The 25,518-nt window shown below is 43.8% G+C and carries 23 protein-coding genes, 2 pseudogenes and 1 riboswitch; of the genes and pseudogenes, 19 read left to right on the top strand and 6 right to left on the bottom strand.

The genetic code is table 11. The annotated features are described in order from the left end of the window. Positions 1 to 18 precede the first annotated feature (18 nt). Positions 19 to 393, bottom strand: a complete 375-nt coding sequence (locus tag A142_RS04015; protein ID WP_019825041.1) for a c-type cytochrome — start codon at positions 391 to 393, stop codon at positions 19 to 21. A 474-nt stretch (positions 394 to 867) separates the two neighbouring features. Between A142_RS04015 and A142_RS04010 the strand changes: the two genes are divergently transcribed. Both A142_RS04010 and A142_RS04005 read left to right on the top strand, forming a co-directional pair. Next, positions 868 to 1,323 (top strand): hypothetical protein, encoded by a 456-nt coding sequence (locus A142_RS04010; protein ID WP_029405637.1) that lies wholly within the window; start codon positions 868 to 870, stop codon positions 1,321 to 1,323. Positions 1,324 to 1,332: 9 nt separating this feature from the next. Then, positions 1,333 to 2,358, top strand: a complete 1,026-nt coding sequence (locus tag A142_RS04005) for a GGDEF domain-containing protein (RefSeq protein WP_019825037.1) — start codon at positions 1,333 to 1,335, stop codon at positions 2,356 to 2,358. A 231-nt stretch (positions 2,359 to 2,589) separates the two neighbouring features. Here the strand turns inward: A142_RS04005 and A142_RS04000 are convergent, their stop codons facing one another. Both A142_RS04000 and A142_RS03995 read right to left on the bottom strand, forming a co-directional pair. Then, the gene (locus A142_RS04000) at positions 2,590 to 5,022 is read right to left on the bottom strand and encodes a putative bifunctional diguanylate cyclase/phosphodiesterase (protein ID WP_019825035.1); all 2,433 of its coding nucleotides are present in this window, start codon (positions 5,020 to 5,022) and stop codon (positions 2,590 to 2,592) included. 3 nt (positions 5,023 to 5,025) lie between these two features. Continuing rightward, complete coding sequence (locus A142_RS03995; RefSeq protein ID WP_019825033.1) at positions 5,026 to 6,057, bottom strand: polyamine ABC transporter substrate-binding protein; 1,032 nt, start codon at positions 6,055 to 6,057, stop codon at positions 5,026 to 5,028. Positions 6,058 to 6,419: 362 nt separating this feature from the next. On the opposite strand from A142_RS03995, the pseudogene A142_RS03990 reads away from it, so the two are divergent. The 7 genes and pseudogenes from A142_RS03990 to A142_RS03960 all read left to right on the top strand — a co-directional run bounded on the left by A142_RS03990 (position 6,420) and on the right by A142_RS03960 (position 10,677). Then, positions 6,420 to 7,069, top strand: a pseudogene (locus A142_RS03990) (LysE family translocator). Between the two features lie 324 nt (positions 7,070 to 7,393). Next, on the top strand, positions 7,394 to 8,194 hold the full coding sequence (locus A142_RS03985; protein WP_029405636.1) for a PhzF family phenazine biosynthesis protein: 801 nt from the start codon (positions 7,394 to 7,396) through the stop codon (positions 8,192 to 8,194). Positions 8,195 to 8,336: 142 nt separating this feature from the next. Continuing rightward, positions 8,337 to 8,840, top strand: coding sequence for a YgjV family protein (locus tag A142_RS03980; protein ID WP_019825028.1), 504 nt, complete (start codon positions 8,337 to 8,339; stop codon positions 8,838 to 8,840). Positions 8,841 to 8,901: 61 nt separating this feature from the next. Further along, positions 8,902 to 9,216: a cupin domain-containing protein gene (locus A142_RS03975; protein WP_004730454.1), complete on the top strand. Its 315-nt coding sequence runs from the start codon at positions 8,902 to 8,904 to the stop codon at positions 9,214 to 9,216. Between the two features lie 127 nt (positions 9,217 to 9,343). After that, positions 9,344 to 9,826 carry a GNAT family N-acetyltransferase gene (locus tag A142_RS03970; RefSeq protein WP_019825027.1) on the top strand — a complete coding sequence of 161 codons (483 nt, stop codon included), beginning with the start codon at positions 9,344 to 9,346 and terminating at the stop codon, positions 9,824 to 9,826. 165 nt (positions 9,827 to 9,991) lie between these two features. Continuing rightward, on the top strand, positions 9,992 to 10,249 hold the full coding sequence (locus A142_RS03965) for a hypothetical protein (RefSeq protein WP_019825025.1): 258 nt from the start codon (positions 9,992 to 9,994) through the stop codon (positions 10,247 to 10,249). 131 nt (positions 10,250 to 10,380) lie between these two features. Further along, positions 10,381 to 10,677, top strand: a complete 297-nt coding sequence (locus A142_RS03960) for a hypothetical protein (protein ID WP_019825023.1) — start codon at positions 10,381 to 10,383, stop codon at positions 10,675 to 10,677. 127 nt (positions 10,678 to 10,804) lie between these two features. Here the strand turns inward: A142_RS03960 and A142_RS03955 are convergent, their stop codons facing one another. Further along, on the bottom strand, positions 10,805 to 11,302 hold the full coding sequence (locus A142_RS03955) for a fasciclin domain-containing protein (RefSeq protein WP_019825021.1): 498 nt from the start codon (positions 11,300 to 11,302) through the stop codon (positions 10,805 to 10,807). A 204-nt stretch (positions 11,303 to 11,506) separates the two neighbouring features. On the opposite strand from A142_RS03955, the gene A142_RS03950 reads away from it, so the two are divergent. From A142_RS03950 to A142_RS03940, 3 genes are all read left to right on the top strand, one after another. Further along, positions 11,507 to 12,490 carry a DUF2860 family protein gene (locus A142_RS03950; protein WP_019825019.1) on the top strand — a complete coding sequence of 328 codons (984 nt, stop codon included), beginning with the start codon at positions 11,507 to 11,509 and terminating at the stop codon, positions 12,488 to 12,490. Between the two features lie 166 nt (positions 12,491 to 12,656). Beyond that, positions 12,657 to 13,151 carry a GNAT family N-acetyltransferase gene (locus A142_RS03945; RefSeq protein WP_019825017.1) on the top strand — a complete coding sequence of 165 codons (495 nt, stop codon included), beginning with the start codon at positions 12,657 to 12,659 and terminating at the stop codon, positions 13,149 to 13,151. A gap of 74 nt (positions 13,152 to 13,225) precedes the next feature. Beyond that, positions 13,226 to 13,325: riboswitch (purine riboswitch) on the top strand. Positions 13,326 to 13,413: 88 nt separating this feature from the next. Then, positions 13,414 to 14,436: an adenosine deaminase gene (locus A142_RS03940; RefSeq protein WP_019825015.1), complete on the top strand. Its 1,023-nt coding sequence runs from the start codon at positions 13,414 to 13,416 to the stop codon at positions 14,434 to 14,436. Between the two features lie 199 nt (positions 14,437 to 14,635). Here the strand turns inward: A142_RS03940 and A142_RS03935 are convergent, their stop codons facing one another. After that, the gene (locus A142_RS03935; RefSeq protein ID WP_019825011.1) at positions 14,636 to 15,301 is read right to left on the bottom strand and encodes a DUF2057 family protein; all 666 of its coding nucleotides are present in this window, start codon (positions 15,299 to 15,301) and stop codon (positions 14,636 to 14,638) included. Positions 15,302 to 15,601: 300 nt separating this feature from the next. Beyond that, positions 15,602 to 17,164 carry an arylsulfatase gene (locus tag A142_RS03930; RefSeq protein WP_019825009.1) on the bottom strand — a complete coding sequence of 521 codons (1,563 nt, stop codon included), beginning with the start codon at positions 17,162 to 17,164 and terminating at the stop codon, positions 15,602 to 15,604. 346 nt (positions 17,165 to 17,510) lie between these two features. Here A142_RS03930 and A142_RS03925 point away from each other — a divergent pair, with 346 nt between their 5' ends. The 7 genes and pseudogenes from A142_RS03925 to A142_RS03895 form a co-directional block, all read left to right on the top strand. Continuing rightward, positions 17,511 to 19,058, top strand: coding sequence for an arylsulfatase (locus tag A142_RS03925; protein WP_029405635.1), 1,548 nt, complete (start codon positions 17,511 to 17,513; stop codon positions 19,056 to 19,058). Between the two features lie 208 nt (positions 19,059 to 19,266). After that, positions 19,267 to 21,633, top strand: a complete 2,367-nt coding sequence (locus A142_RS03920; RefSeq protein ID WP_019825005.1) for a tetratricopeptide repeat protein — start codon at positions 19,267 to 19,269, stop codon at positions 21,631 to 21,633. Positions 21,634 to 21,728: 95 nt separating this feature from the next. Continuing rightward, entirely contained in the window at positions 21,729 to 22,712 is a 984-nt protein-coding gene (locus A142_RS03915; RefSeq protein ID WP_019825004.1) for an AAA family ATPase, read from the top strand. Positions 22,713 to 22,724: 12 nt separating this feature from the next. Further along, a complete protein-coding gene (locus A142_RS03910; RefSeq protein ID WP_019825003.1) occupies positions 22,725 to 23,687 on the top strand; it encodes a DUF58 domain-containing protein in 963 nt (320 codons plus the stop codon). Continuing rightward, a complete protein-coding gene (locus A142_RS03905; protein WP_019825001.1) occupies positions 23,687 to 24,247 on the top strand; it encodes a DUF4381 domain-containing protein in 561 nt (186 codons plus the stop codon). Before A142_RS03910 ends, A142_RS03905 begins: the two co-directional genes overlap by 1 nt. Next, complete coding sequence (locus A142_RS03900; protein WP_019824999.1) at positions 24,240 to 25,319, top strand: vWA domain-containing protein; 1,080 nt, start codon at positions 24,240 to 24,242, stop codon at positions 25,317 to 25,319. Before A142_RS03905 ends, A142_RS03900 begins: the two co-directional genes overlap by 8 nt. Beyond that, positions 25,312 to 25,518, top strand: a pseudogene (locus A142_RS03895) (hypothetical protein); the annotation flags it as partial. The gene A142_RS03900 and the pseudogene A142_RS03895, both read left to right, overlap by 8 nt.

Here is a 25,518-nt window from a genome sequence, read left to right as displayed (position 1 = left end):
ATATTTTGATTCGCTGACTTAATTTGAATCGCCAAGCGAGCTTGCTTCGTTGCCGAGCACTGAATAGAAATAGGAAATGTCACGGATGTCTTGGTCTGAGAGCGTGTCGGCTTGTTGTTGCATGAGAATCGCTAAGCCACTGGTTCTTTCTCGAGTCTGGTAATCTTTCAGTGAGGAGATGAGATAACCCACTTTTTGACCGCGAAGGTTCGGGTAGGGGTCTTGTGTTGAGATGCCATCAGCGCCATGACAAGTCATGCACACTTTGGCTTTTTGTTTACCTAACTCGAATTGTTCTTGGTTAACTTCGGCAGAAACAGGAAACATGACCAGCGTCATTACCAGAGTAGAAAGTGTCGCCATGGGGTTAAATTTTTTTATATTCAAACTCATTCTCGATTCCCTTGATTATGAAATGAGTAAGCTTTCTAAGATCAATACACGAGATCAACTGGTGAAGTAGAAACGACTGGAACCCGTTATTAAGTCTCTTAAAGCTGCTTACGTTCGATTAAAGGTTATGCAGCAACCAGCATTCTCGCTACTTACTTACTCATATTTATTGTTAATTTTGTTGTTTGATACGTATTCATAAGGCTTATTGGTTTACTTACGCAGAGTAAAATACGAGTTTTTGTTACTAGACGGTCGAGAAGGAATACGTCAAGCGGGTAGGGAGTGCTGAACGAGAGCGGTGATGGAAGCGACAGAGAAGTGAGAGAGAAACTGCGAAGCTATTGAAAAACTGCGAGGTGTAGGGGGCCTTAGGGATAAATCGATACCAATCAATCTGAGTGGTATCGGTACAAGTTAAATGGTCAATTTATACTAGACTCAATTTAGTGACCTTTTTAAATGGAGTTTAGAATGAGAACTGTATTCTTGTTGATGCTTTGGCTTTGCTCGTTTTCGATTTTTGCAGCCTCAGAGTTAACGGTTTTCGACCACTCCGGGCAAAAGCATGGTTTTAGTAGAGAGCAACTCCTGTCACTTCCTCAAAAAGAAATTACTACCACCTTGCCTTGGGTCGAAGGGCTGACCGTTTATAGTGGTGTGACGTTACAAACGGTGCTTGAAAATATAGATCTACCGATATCATCACAAGTTACTTTCGTAGCATTGAATGACTATAAAATTGCGGTGCCCAAAGAAGATTTTGATACCTATGAACCCATCATTGCGATTAAAAAGAATGGTGAGTTGATGTCTGTGAGGGAGAAAGGCCCGTTTTGGTTGATTTACCCAATCTCTGCGAACCCTGAGACCAATACCCCTGATTTCCATGCCAAGATGATTTGGCAGATTCGTGATATTCATCTGTAGAGGCTAATTATGAAGAAGCTGTTGTCTATGGCTGCAATCAAAGTCGTTGTTTTGTCTTTGGCCGTGGTTGTTCTATCCGTCAATATCTACAGCGTTACTCGAATTAATGACATCAACAAGAGCTTTTCTAATCGCCAAAATGAGGCCACATGGTTTGTTTTTCAACTTGTCAAAGAGTATGCAAACTTCTTGATGGTTAGCCACGCAAAGAAGATTGATTATGATGAACTTTGGTTGGCTTATGACATTACATGGAGTCGCTTTGATATTCTGATCAACAGCACTGAATCGTCCAATTTTATTCGCTCAGCAAACTTTAAGCCTTACTTTACCGCAGAGTTTGAAAAGTTTAAGTCGCTAGAATCGTCAATCAAGTTGGTCAGTACAGGGCAATTACCTAAAGAATCGCTGCAGAAGAAAGTTGATATTTGCTACACCACTTTGGTCGAATTCATTAACGAAAAGTTTCGATTACAAAGCCCAGTTATTGAAGAAAATACGTCCATAGTAGGCAAATTTGTTGTTGTTCACCAAATCAGCAGCGCCTTTCTTGTTTTGATTTTGTTGATGACAGGCATCATTTTCTATCTCGATTTTTCCATCAAACGAAAACTTTATTCTACCGACTTCATTACAGGCTTTCGTAATCGAGTATCGTTAATGAAATTTGTTAAGAACAGCTATCCTACAAACGGTAACTTCGACCTTTACTTTGTACGAATCAGAAATCTCAGTGAGATAAACCAAAAGTATGGGCTTGAATATGGAGACTTGGTGGTGAGTTCAGCCGCTAAGTCTCTGACGGCAAAGGTTCCGGAAAGTACTATCTCGTTTCGTAGTAGTGGCAGCCAATTTCTATTCTTCATTCCTGAGCACTTGTACACAAGTGATGAGATACAGGAAAAGTTCAATGACGTGCTCAAGGACTATATCTCGGCGGGCAATTTAGAATTGATGATTGACGCTGTAGTCAGGCATAAGAAGAATATCAGCTCTAAAGATATGATGGAGCTATTAACGACAATGCAGAGCTAATCTCCGCATTAGCGATAAGTTAAATCGTCAGGTTTTGTTTGCTTTTTGCTCGCCATTCTCCCACTTCACTATCATGGCCTTTGCCATCCTTTATTTGCCTCCTCATTCAATGTGTAGCCAACGCAGAGCTCCTGCACTGATGAAGATAGTTCTACTACTAGTTATAGCTATAGTGGATTGCAACGCTTGGATAGGAAGGGAGGCCTTGAGGTTTAGGTTTAAGGTTTAAGGTTACTGCTTTTGAGTGAGAGCAACGATTCGCTCGTTAGATCTCGAACTGGTAACAGACTGCGGGTTTAAAATTGCTTGCGGATTATGGTCTCGCACAAACTCGATGAATTCCAGATAAGTGAGTGGTTGGCTAAAGAAGTAGCCTTGTATTAGGTCACAGTTCGCTTTTTTAAGGTAATGATACTGTTCTATGGACTCGACACCTTCTGCGACGATTCGCGTGTCACAAGAGTGGCCTAAGTTAACCATAGATTCGACCATCTTACGGTCGGCTTTGCCGTCTACCATGTTATCGATAAAGCTCTTATCAATTTTTAGCTCATCCACAGGGTAGTGGAGTAGCTGGTTGAAGGCTGTGTATCCAGTACCAAAGTCATCAAGTGAAACCTTTAAGCCTAGGCTTCTGATTCTCTCGATAGTCTGTACCGTAAGCTTGGTACTTTTCACGTAACTGGTCTCAGTTATCTCGATAATAATGTTGCTAGGAGGTACTTGGTACCGTTCGATAACCTTACGAATATTGTCGGCAAAATTGCGGTTGTATAGCTCCATTGCTGAAATGTTAATGGATAAGGTACCTTTGTACTTGTGGATTTCTGAGAGCTCTTTATAGCTCTTGATAGCGGTGCTAATAACCCACATATCGAGTTTGGATATGAGGTTGCTTTTCTCTGCTGCAGGTATGAATTCGTCTGGACCCGCGTTTATGTCAAATAAAGCAGGGCAACGAATCAAACACTCAGCGCCATCTACCTGAAGTGTTTTAGCGTTGAAAATAGGCATAAAGCGAAGTTCAAAGTTATCACTGTCACAGCACTCTAAAAGCCTTTTTTCTATAATGTCGTGTCTCTCTAACGTGTGTAATAACTCCTCGCCATAAACAATACGGCTTTCTCCATCATTGTGAGATTTTGCACGGAGCAGCATCTCATCAATACATCGGTGCCAAATTTCTTCAAACTTTGGTGTGTCGAGCGGTAAAACACCTGTTGCGAGTGATAACCTAAACCCATAGTAATCAAGGAACGTAGTGCTAGTCAGCGTATTATTGATGTTCTCTATTTCTTCGTTTATCACTTGGCTTTTATCCATTTCTAAAATGGCAATAAACTGATTCCCCCCAAGCCTTGCTATGGAGTAGTCATTGCAACTGAAACCGGAAGATGACTGTTGGTTTTGTAGAGTTTCTCTAAGCACCCTAGTTAAGCTTATTAGTACATTATCACCAACTTTTGCACCGTAGAGATCGTTGATTTTACGGAAGTCGATGATGTCCCAACAAACCACATAGCAGTGTGGGTTCATTGAACTCTTGAGGCGTACATCAAGGTGTCGGATGAATGAGCGTCGATTGGCTAGCTTGGTGAGTTGGTCGAATTCGGCTTCGAACTTCAATTCTGTTAGCGAGTCTATGTACGCGTTCTTTAAACCATCAATTTCACTTTGCCCCGATGAACGCTTGAAATACCTAAGCTTGAGCCCGCCGATCGATATCTCTTGCAGTAAGTCTTTAAGCGGGCGCACAAGTTGGTAACGCACCACTAAATGCACGATCAACATGATCGTAAAGAGAGTGCCAAAGCCACCTAACAAGGTTTGTTTAGCGATGATGGCTTTCTCATGGTTGAACTTTTGTTCTCGAATATTTACTTGCGCGATGAGATGTCGGCTGGTCATCTGCACATTGATATTATCTTGGGTTTGCTCAATTGATTTGATAACGAATTGGGTATTTGCGATGTTGGCAGCATCTGAGGATGGCTCGATTAAGAACTGAATATTGTCATCGTCATTGTATTTGATTAATAAGCTAGAGAGTTGTATCAGAGGTCCGTCAGCAATCAAAATGTAGCGATTTAAACTGCTACTTGCACGTTTATCTTGAGGAAGGAGGTAAGGGTCAATAGCCGCAACATACGAATATCTTAGCTCGCCACTAATCGAGACATAAGAGAAGCCTTCGTAGGAGAGTTCCTTCTTGCTGATTAACGAGGTGTATATGTCGAAGACTCTTTCATAAATCTTGTCAGGGATTTTTAGCCCCTCGAAAGGATCGGCTCTGAGAGTCGAAAGCGTTAATTTGAACTTAGGGTCCACGATATAAACATTGCGTTGCCCAAAATGATTGACGTGATTCTGGCTTAATACTCGGAGTACTCGTTTTTCCAATAGCGATAGAGTCGTGTAGTCGCCAGGATTTTGAATGTAGCGGAGGAACTGCAACGAAGAACCGATATCTTTAACTAGTAAGGACAAGCCGAGCTGCTCGTATTCCGCCGCGACTAAAGCGGTGTTCACATCAGATTGCACCTTGTCCAAATACATGTGCTTAGCATGATTTGATGCGAAGTTGTACATCACGATTCCTGCTATCAGGAGCACAAATGTCAGCGTTGGTAAAAGTACAAAATAGAGCTTCTTCAATACTGGCATGAGTTATCTCAAACTGTCGACAATACGATTGCGAATTTGAATGCTACTCGGTTCTAACGGCTGATAAAGGTAGCTGCGATCTAATACTTCTTTATTCGGGAAAAGCTCGGGATCGTTTTGATACTCCTGAGAAGTGAGTGCTTTTGCTTTTGAACTTGGCGTTGCAAACCATGAATCCATTGCGTTTTGAGCGGCGATTTCGGGTTGCGATAAGAAGGCGAGAATCGTGGTTGCCTGTGGAGATCGCTCTCCGTTGTTAATTGCAGCCATACACTCTAACCATAAGGTTGTTCCTTCTAGAGGCACTGTGTAGGCCCAAGATGCCTCAGGTTCGGCATCATTAAGCACATAGCTGTCACCTGAGTATCCGTAGGCGAGGTCGATATTGGCTAAGCGCTCAAGCTGGTGGATGTGGTCGATGACATACTCATTGCTTTCAAGATGTGGTTTTTGCAGTTGTAGCGTTTTGTACGCAACACGAAGTTCTTGCTCATTATTAGTAAATGGGTTAAATCGATTGACCAATAACGCCGTGCTCACCAAGTCGGTGGGGTCGTAGTACATACTTATACGGCCACTGACTTTAGAGTCGGGTTCAAGAATCGCCATCCAAGATTCTGGGGCGGAGATTCTATCACTGCGATATAGGATACCGGATGTTCCCCAAGCGTAAGGAATACCATATTCACCGCATCCATCTGCCCACCTGGGATCAAAATTGCTTTCAATGGATTGTTGTAAGTCACTTAGGTTATGGAACAGGTTTTGTTTGGCTAATGCCTTAAGTTTTACGCTTTCGATGATGACCAGTTCAAAAGCGCCTCGACGCTCGCTTAATAGAACCTCATCCCTTATTGACTCATCAGAGAAGAATTGTTGCTTTAGTGAGATGCCGTAGGTATCACTCAACTGGGTAACGACGCTGTCAGATAAAAATTCATCCCAATTGTAGAGATAAATATCATGCTGCTGGCCAAATACAGGGCTAGCCAAAAAGGATGTTGACGCAAGTATTGATACGCAAAACGCTTTCACTGACGGATTCCCTTTCGTACGTGATAACTAAATCGTAGCCCAAAATCTGCAACCTGATTCAAATTTACGACTCTTATTTTAGTACAACCTAATGCAATGCATGCGAACACCGACTTTTAATTACCAAAATAGAAGGGAAATGAGTCTGGGTTATGAGATCGCTAGGCAAAATAATGGATTAACTATCTAAACTAAATGTTGGAAAGTCGGTTATTAGAGCGTCTTTACCTAACGAGGCTTATGAAAACGTGTTGTCCGTCTGATTCTCTTAGTATCGAAGCATTAATTATGAACCAAAAAACCAACCGCAAGTTAATTATGCGATAATAATGCATTAAATTTCAAAATAAGGACGTTGATTTATGGATGCAGGTTTAGTTGGGATTTTTGTTACCGTGGCGATTGCTCATTTTTTGGCGTTGTTGAGCCCCGGACCAGACTTTGTGATTGTGGTGAAGAGTGCTGTTCGAAATAAGGGAAAAAAATCCCTAGGCGTTGCATTCGGTATTGCCAGTGCGAATGCGGTTTATATTGCTTTGTGCTTGGTTGGTGTTGGCTCGATTCTAGCGGCATCCGTTTCTATTATGATTGCACTCAAGATCATTGGTGGTGTGTTTCTTGTTTATCTTGCTGTACAAGCGATAAGAGCGGAAAAATGCAATTACAGTAATTTCGATGTTGACGAAGAAGGTGCCTCCAATCAAACCACTTTTCTTAAAGAATTCCTCACCGGTTTTCTATCGGGCATCCTTAACCCTAAAAACCTTTTGTTCTATTTGAGCTTATTTACTGTTGTACTGAACAATGACGTTGGCTTCATGTTTAAGTTAGGTCTAGGTATTTGGATGACGGTGGTTGTATTTGTATGGGATGCGGCGATCATCTTCCTGTTATCTGCACCTAAAGTGCGTCCAGAGTTTACACGTGTTGCTTACTATATTGATAAAGTGACAGGAGTCATGCGGGGCTACTTGGCTTGACTATTGTGAAATCTGCTCTAGTCCGCCAGTAGATTATATTGAATTATAATTACTTGGTAAGCTTACGTTCGTAGCTCGATATGGTGTCGGTGTGCCACGAATGTGAGCTTGTTTCCTGCCAGGCTGATACGTTTTATCTTTTATCTGCTCGATTATAAACCTTCTGCTTAATCCACGAATTCTTTGCATAACTCTTTGTTTGTCATTTCTTTTGTTTCTGATTAAGTATCTATAAATTTGTTTCTAAAGACTTGTAGCACAAGGTGATTGTGCTTATTGTGGGCAGCAATATCTAGGTTATGTCCCAACGAGCCATGATTGCCGGTTTGGGAAATGTTGTGCATTTAGGAGCCATTGTGGATTTAGAGATATATCAAGTAGATTCGTTTACAACTCAAGCGTTTAAAGGGAACCCTGCCGGGGTTTGTATCTCCAAAGAGCCGTTGGATGAGTCGTTAATGTTTTCAATCGCTGAAGAGATGGCGGTATCTGAAACGGCTTTTCTCGCGCTTAACACTATGACGCTTAAATGGTTTACTCCCGAAGTCGAAGTGAAGCTGTGTGGACATGGCACACTGGCAACGGTTCATGTGATGAAAGAACAAGGACTGCTTGAGACAGGTGATAAGGTCGTGTTTAACACCTTATCTGGGGAATTATCTGCCGCCGTTTGTGAATCGTCTATCGAGCTTGATTTTCCTAGCTCCGAACTGCCATTAGATTCTGAACCCAACCTCACGCTGCTTGAACATCTAGGTTTAGAGCCGCATCAAGTCGTATCATTCCAAGAATTTGACTCTAAGCAGTTAATCGAAGTATCCAACGAACAAGTATTATTGGAGCTTTCACCAAATTTTGATGCGTTAAAAGGCATTCAAGGTCGCGGTGTTGTGGTCACAGCATTGGCAGCAAATACGGAACTTGATTTTGTTTCTCGTTACTTTGCACCCTGGGTTGGGGTTAATGAAGATCCTGTGACTGGTTCGGCGCATTGCGCATTGACGCAGCACTGGGCAGAAAAGCTCAAAAAAAGCAGTTTCAGTGTTTATCAGGCGTCTCGTCGTGGTGGTTATATGTCGACAGAGCTCTTAGCTAATGGGCGAATAAAGTTAATCGGTTCTGCGACCACTGTGATTAGTGGCGTGTTGAAGCTTTAGATCTCTATAGAAGCTTTAGGTCTCTATAGAAGTTTTAGATCGCTGTTTGACCTGTATCGTTGGAACCGCCTAGTACGTTTTATTCGACTGTTCACAGTTAAAAGAGGCGGCTAGGGCGTAATGTATTATTGAAGGAATCACCGTGTCTGCCTTTTATCTTTCTCAAGTATTAGTCGCGATAGCCATTTGTTTTGATCTTCTGTCATTCCAATTCAAGGAAAGGAAGAAAATCGTCACTTGTCTGTTCTTTGCTGGCGTTCTTATTTCGAGTCACTTTATCCTTCTCGAACAATGGACAGCGGCGAGTTTAATGACGATTGCCACGGTTCGCTATTTAACGAGCGTATTTTCTACCTCGTCTAAGTTTAAATATTTGTTCTGTTCTATGTCGGTGGTCGCAACCGCAGTGACTTACTCAGGGTTGACCAGCATATTGAGTTGCTTTGCTTCCGTGTTTCAAACCTTTGCTGCCTTCAATAAAGATGACCGTCGATTAAGAGAATTGATGATCATCGGAACCAGTTTTTGGCTGGTTCATAATTACTTAGTTGGCTCGCCAACAGCGGTTCTGATGGAAGCGCTGTTTATCTGCAGCAACTTGGTGGGCTATTACCGTTTTTATTTCAGAAAGAGTGCTGCTGCTTAGGTTGTACAGTGCAGTTAAAGCCCAGGTTGTTAATCAATTCAATGCTAGCTAGGAGAGCTTGATGCCAAACATTTACAATGATGTTCCTTCGTCAATACCCAATGAAATATTCAATGACCTGATTGCCAACGACGGTGTTCGAATCGAAAGAATATTGTCGCATGGACATAGCTCACCAGAAGAGGGTTGGTATGACCAAGATGAGAATGAATGGGTGATGGTGATTGAAGGTAAAGGTGTCATCGAGTTTGAAGATGGACGCGTTGTTACTTTATCAAAAGGGGATTACATCAACATCGCTGCACGAGAAAAGCACAAGGTCATTGGTACGGATAAAGACATGGTGACGATCTGGTTGGCTGTGTTTTATCGTTGATATCTTGTTCTAAAGCTGAGGTTGTTGAGTGCAGGTTACAGAGCCTGTTGAGCTTGGACTTTTGAGCCTGCTGATTCAGCTGTCTATTTGCACCTCTGAAAGAACTTAAGGCAAAAAGGAGTATGTCGTGGTTAGAATTCGAAACTATCAAGCGAGTGATGATAAAGCACTGTGGGAGATCTTCTTTCATACCGTACGTAACGTGAATGTTCGAGATTATTCTCAACAGCAAGTCGAAGCTTGGGCACCCAGTAGCTTTGACTTTGTATTATGGAAAAAGCGTATGAATGGGTTACAACCCTTTGTAGCTGAGCTCGATGGCTGCGTTGTTGGCTATACTGACCTGCAACCGAACGGCTTGATTGATCACTTTTTCTGTCACCACGAATATCAAGGGAAGGGTGTAGGGAAAGCGTTGATGGAACATGTTTTCACTGTGGGTCGAGTTCGTGGCGTATCGAGATATTTCTCTGAAGTAAGTATTACCGCAAGGCCTTTTTATGAGCACCTTGGCTTTAAGGTAGTAAATGAACAGGAAGTCGAAATGCGTGGCGTAAAGCTGACCAATTACGTGATGGAAAAGGTGGTTGATGATGGACAAGGCAGCTGAATAGGTGGACTCGTGTTCTTAGGGATACAGAAACCAAGTTTGAAATATTAATGAACCTTATTAAGGATAACTTTTCCTGATCTATTGATATTGTCGATGAGTTCAAATTGTGTGCAAGATAATTTGTCTAATCTAAACATTGAGTGAATACAAGGAGTGTTGTTCATGAGTCATGTGAGTAGATCTAAACTATATACATTGGTGTCGATGTTGTCCTTCGCTGTTGGCGTTCTTGCCTTAGATGCTGGGGTTTCGGGGTTATTTCCTCTCTTTGTTGTCGTCATCTCATTTTTTTCATTCGTCATTAACTCGTTTCTTTGTTTGTTCGGAGGTAAACGCGAAGATGGCTTTGATGCCTATCAAAAAGCAAATCAGACTCGGTCGGGAGCACTGGTCAAAGGCTTAGAAGACTCGAACAAATAAACCTATGCCTTCAGACGAACGGTAATCTCATTTCTGACACAGTTTTCACCTGCTTTTTGTTCTCTTATTCAAGAAAAATCATCACTTTAGAGATAATATTCACTTCAACTAATATCAGTGAAGGAAGTAAAGTGGGTATTGAAGCTTTAGCGTTTGTGATGGACGCATTAATCACCGCATGTTGTATGTACATCGCCTCTAAAATGTCTTTCGTGGTCGCAGATTTTAAATCCCTTCTTATTATTGCTGTTATCGTTGCTTTGGTGTCATTGATTCCGACAGTGGGCTGGGTGTTAGGGTTGATTCTGTTTGTGTACCTACTGGGGAAAGCGACGAACTCTAGTATTGGTGATTGCATCTGGGTGGTGGTCTTCACGAAGGTGGTATCGATGGCGGCCTTTCTGATATTCGGGCGCTTGTTTATGTAATCCGGGTTCTTGCTTATATAAAGGCAGGTTCGGCTAATTTGATACCGATCTTAACTTGGTATTTAAACGTCAAAAGGGTGTGAGCCTGTCACACCCTCTAAGAACCTTTGATTTGTGTTCATCTTTATTATTTAGGCAGTAATACAGCATCAATCACATGGATAACACCATTGCTTGCTTCAACATCTGCCATCACGACCTGCGCTTTGTTGATCATCACGTTGCCGTGATCAATTCCTACCATTACCGCTTCGCCTTGCACTGTTACTGCACTATCAAGTTTCATCACTTCAGACGCCATTATTTTCCCTGACACCACATGATAGGTCAGTACTGCGATCAGCTTGTCTTTGTTTTCTGGCTTCAACAGCATATCAACCGTTCCTTCTGGTAGCGCAGCGAACGCTTGATCCGTTGGCGCAAACACAGTGAAGGGACCGTCACCTTTCAATGTTTCAACTAAGCCTGCCGCTTTTACCGCTGCTACCAAGGTGTTCAAAGAGCCGTTTTCAGCCGCCACGTCAACGATATCTTTCTTCATTCCGTGGTGATCAGCGTGAGCAAAAGCCGTAAAAAGAAGCGTCGCAACTAGCACTGACATGGTTTTGATTAATTTATTAAACATATTGTCTTCCTTTGAGTTTTGTCCGTTATTTTCGAGAGGTATTACGAACGCCCAATCGTGATAGATCAATTTGTTGTGTCTTTGAGTGAATGGTTAGCGATATCGACAGCGCCAAGCGAATAAATTCATATTGTTAAATTATTGTTATAATTCCATTTTGATGCTTATAGTTACTTGGTGATTATTTAAGTAATGGATGTGAATATGAGGTTTGTTTTACCAGTAGTCTTTTCTGCATTGGCTTCAATGCCTGCATACAGTGGCCTTGCTCCAACGGAAGGTTTCAGCGGCAACTTCAGTGTTTTGGCGGGTTTATCTTCTGACAGCAGTAACTTGAGCACCGAGCAAGACGCGAATCAAGCAACTAACACCCAGGAAGGGGACAGCGAAAAGCAAGGGCTACTCGGCTTTTTGGGTACGGTTCAATATACCTTTGGCGAGTCACTGGCTCATCAAGTGTATGCGGGTACCACTCGAGAGGATATAGCAACAGGTACCATTGCGTTTGAGATCGGTTATCGATATCAACTTTCTGGTGGCACCATATTGGATTTTTCTGTTCTTCCTACGCTTATCTCGGGCAAGGCTTGGACGGATCCGTATGCTGTTGGCGTTAATCGAAATGAAACGGATGTCAAAGGTAATGTAGGACGACTGCAGCTCACTAATATCGGTGGAACTGGTTTTCGAACGGATCTCGCATTTGGGCAATCTGATGTTGATGAAGAGCTATCTGGTAGCCAAGGCTTATCTCCGGAAGATGCTGTGCTGCTGGATAGGGAAATAACCTATGTGTACGCCAAAGCAGGATACCGCTTTATCTTACCAAACCACGCAGGTCTATTTGTTCCTTCAATGGTGTATTTCCACTCAGACGCAGAAGGAGGAGCACTCAGCTTCGATAGTTATGGTATTGAATTAAACTACGCGAAGAGAATCGGTCGTCATGGTTTTGTTGTCACCCTAGATGCAAGTGATCGTGAATATGATGAGTCGAATCCAATTTACGGGCAAGTACGTGAAGAGAATGAATTCGGTGCATTCTTAGCTTATGAGTTTGGTGGTTTGATGGGCTATAAAGATTGGGCGTTCATTACTTTACTGGGTTTAAGAAGCATAGATTCTAATATCGATTTCTATAACTCCGAGCAAGTATTAGCGAGTGTGGGTGTGGATTATAAATTCTGATATTCACATTATTTTAAAAATACTCATCAAAGCAGAAGTTTAAGTTCAGTCTTACTATTTGTTTAATTATTTCTGGCACTTACACCTTTAAAGGTTGTAGGTGCCCGTTGCTATCCGTAATATGAAACTTAGCTTATGGATAGAAATAATAGGATAAGGAAGCGCTTTGGAAATACAAATTAGACATTTAGAAGCAACGGATAGCCAAGATATTTTCGATATTTATCGCCGCCCTTCAGTTTCAGAAAACACCTCACAAAAGCCTTATCTTAGTTCTGAACAAGTGGAGCGACTGTTTGGTCATTCAGACCATTTCACTTTGGTTGCGGAAGTCTCCGGTAAAGTAGTGGGCCACATTACTTTATTCATGACCACCAAGGTAAGAGACAGGCACTGCGCTGGTCTTGGTATTGCTATTCACCCGGATATGCATGGTAAAGGGGTCGGTAAGGCGTTAATGCAAGAAGCGATCAATCAGGCGGATAACTGGCTTAACCTCGTGCGTCTTGAGTTAGAGGTTCATGCCGATAACCACACCGCTATTGCTTTGTATGAACGTGTAGGCTTTCAGTTAGAAGGCACAAAAAGGCTGAGTACATTCAAAGCGGGTAAGTACATCGATATGTTGCTGATGTCGAGAATACGACCAGATTACCGTTGAGATCGAACCAAACGGTTCCTGCTTTAGAAATCGGTTAATGAGTAATTGATTAGTGAAATTCCCATTGAACTCTGTATAGTAGCAACCGTTTGCTTCGTATAACCCCAATGATATGGTTTGGGGGTCTCTACCAGCTCCCGCAAAGTGCTGATTACGAAGGGTTTAGATCACAATAGTGTTCTTACTCTTTGTAATGGCGTTCAAAAATATCCTGTCTATTATTCAGAGTAAGTGCACACCTAAAATCCATAGTAGGTGAAATATGAACGCATTTATTCAAGGGCTCCCAAAAGTAGAGTTGCATTTACACATTGAAGGCTCGCTTGAGCCTGAGTTACTTTTCCAGCTTGCTCAACGCAATGGCATTGATCTGCCTTATTCATCCCCAGAGCAGTTAAGACGCGCATACGAATTTGATGATTTACAGTCATTTCTGGATATCTATTATCAAGGTGCTGATGCACTGCGCACAGAACAGGATTTCTACGACTTAACATGGGCTTATCTAGAACGCTGTAAAGCCGACAATGTTATCCATACTGAGATTTTCTTTGATCCTCAGACACATACCGATCGTGGCATTGCATTCGACACCGCTATTAACGGCATTCATCGTGCGCTTGAACAGGGTCATAAAGAGTTGGGCATTACCTCTCAAATCATCGCATGTTTTTTGCGCCATTTATCTGAAGAGAGCGCCATTCAAACGTTCGCAGAGGTATTGAAGCATCAAGATAAGATCGTCGGGGTTGGACTGGACTCTTCTGAATTAGGACACCCACCAGAGAAGTTCAAGCGTGTATTCCAACAAGCAAAACAAGCGGGCTTCTTGACGGTGGCGCATGCAGGAGAAGAAGGGCCGGCTCAAAACATTGTCGATGCGATTGAAATGCTCAGCGTGAGTCGAGTGGATCATGGTGTCCAGTGCATGACAGACGAAGCTATAATCGAAGAGCTGATTGAAACCAAAATGCCACTGACGGTGTGCCCACTGTCGAATATTAAATTGCGTGTATTCGATGTGATGGAAGACCACAACATTGTCGAACTGCTCAGAAAGGGTGTGGCTGTAACGATTAACTCGGATGACCCTGCATACTTTGGTGGTTATATGTCGGATAACTTTAACGCGGTGAGCTTAGCTCATGAGATGACGGAGCAAGAGCTTGCTCAATTTACTTTAAATGCTATAGAAGCGAGCTTTATTGAAGAATCATTGAAACAGCAATATCGTGATGTTGTTCAAGGTTACTTAGCTAAAGCTGATTTTGACCAGAATTTCTAGCCGCTGTGCCCATTTACTAGCAGCTGAGTATAAAGCGCTAGGGTGGCCAACAAAAGTAGATGGGAAAGTGTTATCTGCTGAGCCTGTTTAGTTTACGTAGCTTAAATTCGCTAGATAAAGACAGAAATCAAGAAGCTGGCAAAGTGCCAACTTCTTTCGTTTGAACGAGAGATCTTAGTCTACTTGTTTGTAATTAAATCTACTTGTTCACGTAGTCTTTGAATTTCTGCTTCGTTTCAGCATCCGCTTTTTCGTACCAGAAATACAACATTTCTTCAGCTGTATTCGCCGCATTTCCGTCAATCTTTGCTGGAAGCGTTACGGGTTGTACTACAGCAGCCGCTGCACCCGCGCTAGCACCTAGTGTAAGTGCAGCGATGCCGCCTTTCTGGTTGTATTCTTTAGCTTCTTGAGGGTATTTACGACCAATCTGCATGCCATCTTTGATTAGCTTATCTTGCTTAACATTGATTGCATTTTGGTTTTCATCAACCAGTTTCCAATCTAAGTTTTGAAGGCCTTTTTTCGCTTCGTTGGTGTTGCGGAACTTAGGCATGTCGAACGTCAATGCGGTGTCTGTCGCGTCAAAAGTAGCAATAATGGTGTCGCTATCGACAAACTCGCGGTCGTTACCTTGGCTAAAAGCGAGTTGATATTTGAAAACGATTTGGTTCACACCATCTGGAACGGTTATCGTTTTGCTCGAAGAGAAAAAGCCACCGTCAAGATCAGGCTTAGTCTCATTTACAGCTAAGACTTCGACTAAAGCATCTGCGCTAGAAGGAACTTCAATTGTCACGTCAGCTAACACGTTTGGTGCTACGATAATTGTGGAAAGCAGCGCGATGGATTGTAATGTTTTCATAATCATACAGTTGTTTATGGATAGTTAAATTACAATCGCATGGTAAGAACTCCAATTCAAGTCAAGTCATAAGGATTTGAAAAAATTTGCAAAATCTTAACGCAACGGTCATATATTAAGGTTCACATTGACTAGTGTGAGTTTTATTTTTGAAAAATGAGCGGATAGGTTGGGGATGAATTATGCTAGTTGGCGGTTCGCGCCTCATGTTTTTTGTATTGGATACTAAAAAGCCGAGATAACGTTTGAGCTATCACGGCTTTGTTTGGCTTTACTAGGGTTGTAAGCGTTAGCTAGTTATTATTTAGCTTGCGCTGCTGCCGCTTCTAGTTGCTTAAGTTTACCTTGAAGCATGTAAGCATTCTGGTTGAAGTTACCAGGGTTCAACACTTGGCTTTGCTGCATTGGGTAATCAGGTAGCGTGTTCATGAACTCTTGTACTTTGCCGCCTACTGGTACGAATAGCCACATGTTGTCTGCCATCCAGCGTAGGTACATGCCCGATTCGTGTGGCGCTTTTTCGAATGGGTCAGCACGTAGGTGTACAACTTGAGGCCAGTTAGGTTGGAAACGCACGGCGTTTGTGATGTTACCGTCCATAACTGCGAATGAGATCTTGAAGTCATTCCAACGTACCGCGTTTAACTCAGCGTTTGCAGAGAAGTAAAGCATGCTGTCACGAGGGCCTTTTTCTTCTTTACCTTCGAAGTAAGGTAGGAAGTTGTAACCATCTAGGTGCACACGCCAATTTTTTCCGTTGTATGTCGCCCCTTTATCAGAAGCCAGTTTCTCAACCACTTTATCATCACCAGCAGCAGCCATTAGTGTTGGGATCCAATCTTGGTGGCTCATGATGTCGTTGATCTTAGTTCCCGGTTTGATAGTGCCAGGCCAGCGAACTAACTGAGGAACGCGCATACCGCCTTCGTAAGTTGTACCTTTCTCACCGTGGAAGTAAGTTGCACCGCCATCAGGCCAAGATACTGTCTCTGCACCGTTATCGGTTGAGTAGATTACGATAGTGTTGTCTGCGATTTTAAGCTCATCAAGCTTGTCTAGCAGGATACCTACTTGGTCATCGTGCTCTAGCATGCCGTCAGCGTAGATGCTGATACCAGATTTACCTTGGTATTTTTCTTGTAGACGAGTCCACACGTGCATACGTGTTGTGTTGTGCCAGATGAAGAATGGTTTGTCAGCTTTCACCGCTTTTTCCATGAATGCTAAAGATTCTTCTAGGAACTCTTCATCCGCGTGCTCCATACGCTTACGCGTCATAGGGCCTGTATCTTCAATCTTACCGTCAGAAGTCGACTTGATTACACCACGAGGGCCAAAGTTCTTACGGAACTCAGGATCTTTAGGGTAGTAGTATGTTTCTGGCTCTTCTTCAGCATTTAGGTGATAAAGGTTACCAAAGAACTGGTCGAAACCGTGGTTCGTTGGAAGATGCTTATCTTGGTCACCCATGTGGTTTTTACCGAACTGAGCTGTCATGTAGCCCTGTTCTTTAAGAAGGTCTGCGATAGTTGGAGCCCAATCAGGGATACCGTGGTCAGAGCCCGGCATACCGATAGTCAGTAGACCTGTACGGAAAGGTTCTTGACCGGTTAGGAATGCAGCACGGCCAGCAGTACACGATTGTTGACCGTAGTGGTCAGTAAATAGTGCGCCTTCGTTAGCAATACGGTCGATGTTAGGCGTTTCGTAACCCATCATACCGTTGTTGTATGCACTGATGTTGAATACACCAATGTCATCACCCCAGATAGCAAGAATGTTTGGTTTTTCTGCTGCTGTTGCCGCTGAAGAAGCTGCTAATAAGCCAACACCTAATGCTAGTTTATTAATTTTAGTACCCATAAGGACTCCGATTCACTTTTAAGATTAATGCGTTAGAGCAACACATCGATGAGCAAATGTTATTCCCAAAATTTCGTTCCGTCCTTTTATAGTGCTTATAACCAATCGTTATGATGTCTAGTTAACCTATTGATTCATATCAGTTCCAGTGGGTTACCAGAATAACCCCTTAGTTTGTATGTGTGATCCTTATCATGTTTGATGCCGTAAACCTTATCGATGACTTCTGTATCCATATCTCAATAAAAATGACAAAAAGATTAATAGCTTAGTTAATCTCGCGTATGCGCAAAAAATGAACTATACGTTGTAGGGCAGGATGCAAATAACTTACGAAGAGGTTTCTATGACAGCGAAGTATGGCGCTAAACGTCGATTAGCGATTTTGGGTACAGCAATGATGGCCGCGTCTAGCGCCACTTTTGCAGCAGAAAAGCCAAATATACTGGTCATTTGGGGGGACGACATTGGTCAATCCAATGTGAGTGCGTACACATTTGGCTTAATGGGCTACCGCACTCCAAATATTGATAGCATCGCCAAAGAAGGCATGATGTTTACCGATTATTACGCTGAGCAGTCTTGTACCGCTGGCCGCTCAACGTTCATCACGGGTCAAAGTGTTCTTAGAACGGGTTTAAGTAAAGTAGGCCTTCCAGGAGCAGACATTGGTTTGCAAGCGGAGGATGCAACGATTGCAGAAATGCTTAAACCTATGGGGTACATGACAGGTCAATTTGGTAAAAACCACCTTGGCGATAAAGATGAATTCCTTCCAACAGCACACGGGTTTGACGAATTTTTTGGCAACCTTTACCACCTAAATGCTGAAGAAGAACCAGAAAATGAAGATTACCCAACCGACCCAGAGTTTCGTAAAAAATTTGGCCCGCGTGGTGTTATCAAATCATTTGCTGACGGCAAGATTGAAGATACGGGTCCATTAACACGTAAGCGTATGGAAACGGTCGATGAAGAAACGCTCGATGCCGCGCTTGATTTCATGGATCGCGCAGTGAAAGCCGACAAGCCATTCTTTGTTTGGTGGAATGCTACACGTATGCACTTTAGAACTCACGTTAAAGCGGACAGTAAGGGTGTGACAGGTGTTGGTAACTACGCTGATGGTATGGTGGAGCACGATCGCCACGTTGGTCAACTACTGAAACAAGTCGACGAGTTGGGTATCAAAGACAACACGATTGTTTTCTACTCAACGGATAATGGTCCACACATGAACTCTTGGCCTGATGCGGGTACAACACCGTTCCGTGGTGAGAAAAACACCAACTGGGAAGGCGCATACCGTGTACCAGCAATGGTTCGTTGGCCAGGTAAGATTGAACCGGGTAGCGTTTCTAACGAAATTATGCACCACATGGACTGGATGCCAACCTTCGTTGCAGCCGCTGGTGATGATCAGATCAAAGAGAAACTGCTGAAAGGTCATACTGCAGGCGATAAAACGTTTAAGGTTCACCTAGATGGTTATAACTTCCTTCCTTACCTAACTGGCGAAGAAGAGAAAGGTCGTCGTCATGAGGTCTTCTACTTTACCGATGATGGTGATTTAGCGGCGCTTCGTTACAACCAATGGAAAGCGGTGTTCATGGAGCAGCGTGCAACGGGTACCATGCAGATTTGGTCAGAACCGTTCGTGACGTTACGTCTTCCTAAGCTATTTAACCTGCGTATGGACCCATACGAAAATGCAGATATTACATCGAACACATACTACGACTGGCTGTTAGACCATGCTTATATGTTTGTTCCTGCTCAAGCGTATGTTGGCAAATTCTTAGAAACATTTGCTGAATACCCGCCACGTCAAAAAGCAGCAAGCTTTAGCTTGGATCAGGTTATGGAAAAACTCCAAGAGAACCATAACAAGTAAGCTTTGGTTTATTGAAACTGATGGCTTGATGAAACTACTAACACGAAAGAGCTCTTCGGAGCTCTTTTTTTATGCGCATATCGATGAGTAAATACCAGTCGTGAATATGAGTCACAACAATCAAGCTCACTGCCACTAAATAATTGTAAATTCGTTGTTTTTACGTCTACCTTATTAAGCATAAGGATGTATAAAAACAAGGAATGTTATGTCTGCATGGTTGTGCTTGCTAGTGAACGGATTGAAACACCAGCGAGTTGCAGTATTATCCGCAATGTTGTCTTTACCTATGTTGTCGATGCTTAGTTTCAATGCGCATGCCAATGAACAGGCTTTATCCGTTGGATCAGAAGCTTCGCATGCCAACTCTAAAGCAACGTATATTGGATCTGAAGCTTGTATCGACTGTCACACAGCAGAAGTAGAAGCGTGGCAAGGTTCTCATCATGATATGGCGATGAAGCACGCCGACGATGAATCTGTGTTGGGCAACTTCGACGATCAAACCGTGACTCATAAAGGAAAGCCCAACCGTTTTTTTCGCAAAGGTGATGAGTTTTGGGTCAACATCGAAGGGCCAGACGGCCAATTCAAAGATTACAAAATCAGCTATACCTTTGCCTTTGAACCTCTACAACAGTACATGGTTGAGTTTGAAGACGGGCGCGTACAGTTGATTCCTTTCGCTTGGGATTCTCGCAGTGATGGCGAAGGCGGACAACGCTGGTTTCACCTCTATCCAGATACCACCAACACTGATGAATTCTACTGGACCAACAGTGGTCAGAACTGGAACTTCATGTGTGCAGACTGCCACTCAACGAACCTAGAAAAGAACTACGACAGCGCAAGTAATACCTACAACACCACTTGGTCTGAAATTAATGTCGGTTGTGAAGCGTGTCATGGCCCTGCGAGTGAGCACGTTGAACAGGCCAAGCTAGCCAAAGCCAATGGTGGAAAGGATGCTCAAGTCTCGGCGCATTATGGTTTTGACCGCGACTTGTCGAAATCGGTGAAAGAGTGGATCTATCAAGAGGGTAATTCAACCCTGCAACCAAAAGACATCATCCATACCAATCAAGTTCAAACCTGTGCTCAATGCCACAGCCGACGTACTCAGTTGAATGAAACGGGTGACCACGTGAACGAGTCATTCTTTGATAAGTATCGCCTGAGCTTAATTACCCCTGAGCTTTACCACAACGATGGTCAAATCTACGATGAAGATTACGTTTACGGATCTTTCTTACAATCAGTGATGGCAGAGAAAGGCGTCACTTGTACTAACTGTCACGATCACCATACTGCAGAACTGAAAATTGCTGAAGAAGCTGTGTGTAGTCAATGTCACATTGCCTCTGAATACACGCCTGAAAAGCACACGTTCCATGAAGCCAATACCGAGGCTTCACAATGTACCACTTGTCACATGCCAGAAACGACGTACATGGAAGTCGATCCAAGGCGTGACCACAGCTGGCATATTCCACGTCCAGATATTAGCCAACATATTCAAACACCCAACGTGTGTACTAGCTGTCATGAAGACCAAACTGATCAATGGGCCGATCAACAAATCGGTAAATGGTTCCCTGATTCTAAGTATCGTAACCAGCAGCATTTTGCCGTGGCCTTTTATGCTGACTCAATAGGGCACCGAGGGGCAGAGGATGCGTTGGCGTATTCGGCTCAGGATTCCAGCTTAAGCAATATCATTCGAGCATCGAGCTTAGAACGTTTAGGTGGTAATACGGGCAAGAACACGCTTATCTCATTGGCGAGAGCGGTGAAACACGATGACGAAATGATCCGCTTGGGTGTTGTGCAAGGCTCGTCTGGCTTCCCATTCACTGATCGCTGGCAGATCCTAGAGCCACTATTGAAGGACCCTGTATTGTCGATTCGATCAGAAACCGCAGGCACGCTAGTCCGTTACTGGGCAGAAATGAATCCGCTGCAGAAAGACCAAATCAAGCCTGCATTAGAAGAGTACATTGAGATACAACAATTCAATTCAGACAGAGGTTTTGGCCGCACGAATTTAGGTAACGTTTATAGAGATTTAGGTCAGCACGACAAAGCGATTGAGTTTTATCAAGGTGCTATCGAGATTGAGCCTTACTTCGAAAACAGCTACGCCAACTTGGCTGATTTGTATCGTGCACTGGGCGACGAGCCAAAGGCGTTAGCGACATTGAAACAAGGCATTCAAGCACAACCTAAATCGAGTGTGTTGCCATACAGTGCAGGGCTATCAATGCTGCGAGTGAAAGACTACAAACAAGCAACTAACTATCTAAAACAAGCAGCAGAAACCGCACAAACCGACCCGCAATATTGGTATGTGTACGGCTTGGCTTTAGAGAAGTCGGATGTGCTTGCGGCAAGCAAGTCATTGCACAAGGCTTATCAATTTAGCCGAAACCCTCAACATTTGTATGCACAGTGTGAAGTGTTGGCGCGAAACAGCCATATACCGGGTGTGCCGAAAGCATTTGAACAGTGCATTTCATCATTGAGTAAGGTGGCGCCACTGGAGGCGATTAACCAATTGAAAGCTATGCTGAAATAAAGCGCCAGAACTGACGTGGCTATGGTGTTTATAACTAATAGTTATGGAGCTTGTGAGTAGGATGTACGCAGCCAGATTGAAATAAGGGAAGACCTATGAACCATGCGCAACAAGCAATAAACCAACTGATTGAACAGACAGAGAAAAGTGTTATCGGTCAGAGTCACGTCGTTCGGGCTCTGGTAATCGGATTATTGACCAATGGCCATGTGCTTCTAGAAGGGCTTCCCGGCACTGCGAAAACACGCTCGGTCAAGTCTTTGGCGAATTTGTTGAACACAAGCTTTGGTCGTATTCAGTTCACGCCTGACTTATTGCCATCAGATGTGACAGGTACTGAGGTGTATCAAGAACTGGATGGCAAGCCTCAACTGCATTTCCAACCGGGTCCTATTTTCAACAGCATTGTTCTAGCCGATGAAGTGAACCGTGCGCCTGCCAAGGTGCAAGCGGCGCTGCTTGAAGCGATGGCGGAAGGCACGATAACTGTGGGTGGCCAAACTCACATCCTTCCTGACTTGTTCATGGTCTTGGCGACTCAAAACCCAGTTGAACAAGAAGGTACGTATCCGCTACCTGAGGCGCAGATGGACCGTTTCATCATGAAAGTGACGGTCGATTATCCAGAAGACGAAGCGGAACGCGACATCATTCGACTAGTGCGTAGCGAAGAGTTAGGCAGCGAAACGAGCTCAGAGCTGGTCACACCGCAACACATTGAACCTGAATTGGTGCTTGAAGCGCGTCGTCAGCTTCCTGAAATAGCGGTGTCTGATTTAGTCGAAAACTACATTGTTGCCTTGGTGATGGCGACACGTAAGCCCGAGCGTTACCCAGAATCAAATCTATCAAAGTGGATTGAAATTGGCTCAAGCCCACGAGCTTCAATCGCATTGGATAAATGTGCTCGCGCTTATGCGTGGTTACAAGGGCGTGACCATGTCACGTTAGACGATGTGCGTGCAATGCTACCTACCGTATTAGGTCACCGATTCTCACTCTCTTATGACGCATTGGCCGATGGTGTTGACCATCAAAGAGTGGTTGAAGAACTGCTTGATAATGTTGAGATCGGATAACTAGGGGGCGTCATGGCGAAGCCAACACAAGCTCCCAAATCGCAAGGCCTTGATCCTCGCTTATATTGTGACTATTCAAGGTTAGTGCGAATACAGGCTCAAGCTGAGTCGTTTTCTCTGTTGCCTCATCTAAAGGCAGGCAGTGTATTGTCGGGTCGACATAATTCTCTATTCCGTGGTCGAGGGTTGAACTTTGAGGAGTTGCGTCATTACCAACTGGGTGATGATATTCGCAATCTCGATTGGAAAGTTACCATGCGCACAGGTAAGCCTCATGTTCGAAGCTATACCGAAGAGAAAGACCGTAATGTGATGATCTGCGTCGATCAGCGTAGCTCGATGTTTTTTGCTTCTCAAAACACCATGAAATCCGTTGTCGCTGCTGAAGTGGCGGCACTGTGTGGATGGCGAGTACTGAAAGATGGCGACCGCGTCGGCTTCGTTTTAGCCTCATATCAAAAGCTGTTCCATACCAAAGCACAGCGTTCACAGTCTGATTTGCTTGCTCAACTTAAACACCTTACTAAAGCCAATCAAAGCTTAGGTGTGAGTGTGAGTGACAGCGAGGGTGTCGGGTTCAGTCAATGGATTGAACTGATCAAGCGAATGAGACTAAAACAGTCGACCTTAATCTTTATTAGCGATTGGCGTGACTGCCAAGAACAACACCTTGATCGACTCAAGCAGCTACAGCAACACAATGACATCCTTGCCATCATGGTGTCCGATCCATTAGAGCAATCACTGCCTCATGATCTTGCTAGCGCGAACTGGGTGGTGGGCGATGGTCGTTTTCAGCTCAATCTCGATAGCCAATCTAAGGTTAACCTTGCGAGCGAGAGCCTTGCTCAAAAAGCGGCACTTCAAAAACAATCTCTTGCTAAATTAATGGCGATGAAAAACCTTCCTTATATCGAATTAGACACCTCGGGTAATCATATTTCACAGCTTCAAAAGCTAGTAGGAGGGCGCTAATGGCCGTTGAACATACGCCTCCTAGTACTTATATCCTTCGCGAACTGCGCGATGTAACGATTCCCGATAGCGTTAGCTGGTTTCCCCAAACGATCGGTTGGAAGATCCTCGGCGTTGCCTTGCTATTGGTTGCGTTTTATCTAGCTTATCGCTTGGCGCTAAGATGGTGGAATAATCGTTATCGTAAAGAAGCACTTCAAGAACTCATGGTATTGGATGCTCGAGACAAAAACTCAACCGAGCGAACCTTCAAGGTGCTCAAAGTGGTGCTTCGTTATCTAGACAGCGGCAATGCCAAATTGTTTGGCCAAGCCTATGTAAATCGCTTGAATGCTTATCTGCCTGTTAGTTCTGGCACGAATACAAAGAGTAATGCTTTCTTTACCGATGAAGTCTCGGGGCTGTGGATGCAAAGCTTAATCGACCCAAAGGTGCGTTTGACCTTTGAACAGCGCTTGGAGGTAATTCAAACCGCGATGATGTGGTTAAAATTTCATAAACCCGATGTACAAACAAAACCGAATGTACAAGCGACAACAGAGGGGCAAGATAGTGTTTGATAGTTTATCTGCCAGCTTTGAGTTCGCACATCCATTGTGGTTTATCGCGTTGCCATTGCCTCTGTTGGTCTACTTGGCCGTACCTGCTTATCGCACCAAGCAAATGGCCATTAAGGTGCCATTTTTCAGTGAGTTGGTAGAAGCGATTGGCGAGGCGCCATCTGAAGGGGCAAGCCAGTTAACACCAAGTTGGTGGCAGCGCACCACGTTGATTATTACTTGGGTATTAGTGGTTTGTGCGTTAGCTAAACCAACCATTTTAGGTGAGCCACAAGTTCGTGAACAATTGGGCCGTGATGTCATGGTGGTTGTCGATTTATCCGGCTCAATGGCGGAACAAGATTTTACCTCTAAACAAGGAGATAAGATTTCTCGCTTAGACGCAACCAAAGAGGTGTTAGCTGACTTCGTTAAAACTCGAAAGGGCGACCGATTAGGTTTGATTCTGTTTGGTGATGCAGCATTTGTACAAACGCCACTCACTGCCGACCAAGATGTGTGGCTTGAACTGCTTAATCAAACCGATGTCGCTATGGCAGGGCAAAGTACCCACCTAGGCGATGCAATTGGCTTGGCGATCAAGGTGTTTGAGCAGAGTGAAAAGCAAAGTGCTGCCGTTCAAGATTCAAACGTCGACACCAACGAAAAAGAGAAAGTCGTGATCGTATTAACAGACGGCAATGATACAGGAAGTTTTGTTGAGCCTATCGATGCAGCAAAAGTCGCGAAGGCTAAAGGCGTTCGAATTCACGTTATTGCGATGGGCGATCCGCAAACCGTTGGAGAGGTTGCTCTGGATATGGAAACCATCAAGCGTGTGGCTCAAGAGTCTGGTGGCGAAGCCTTTGAAGCGCTTAACCGCGACGAACTGACCAAAGCCTATGCTCAGATTGGTGAGCTAGAACCTCAGCTGTATGAGAGCACCACTTATCGCCCTAAACAGGGGCTGCACCACTACTTGATGGCGATTGTTGTAGTGATGTATTTGACCGCATTCAGCTTAGCAACGATACGCCGAAGATCGCTGCTCGCTTCTTCGGCTAAGAATTTGAAAGGAGAGAGTGATGCCTGATTCTCTCACGATACAACAGTTCTTTACCCAGTTTCATTTTATCCGACCATTGTGGTTGTTGGCCTTTATTCCAATGTTTTTCCTGTTGTGGGTTCGTTGGAGAGAAGAGACTAAACCAACGTGGAAAGACATTCTACCGGCACATTTACGTGATGCATTGACGATTGGCGAAATAGGCTGGCGCAAGCAACTGCCATTG

Origin of the sequence: Vibrio splendidus 12E03 (assembly GCF_000272105.2) — a bacterium.
Taxonomy (GTDB): Bacteria; Pseudomonadota; Gammaproteobacteria; order Enterobacterales; family Vibrionaceae; genus Vibrio; species Vibrio splendidus_I.
This window is presented reverse-complemented; position numbering and strand designations above follow the sequence as displayed.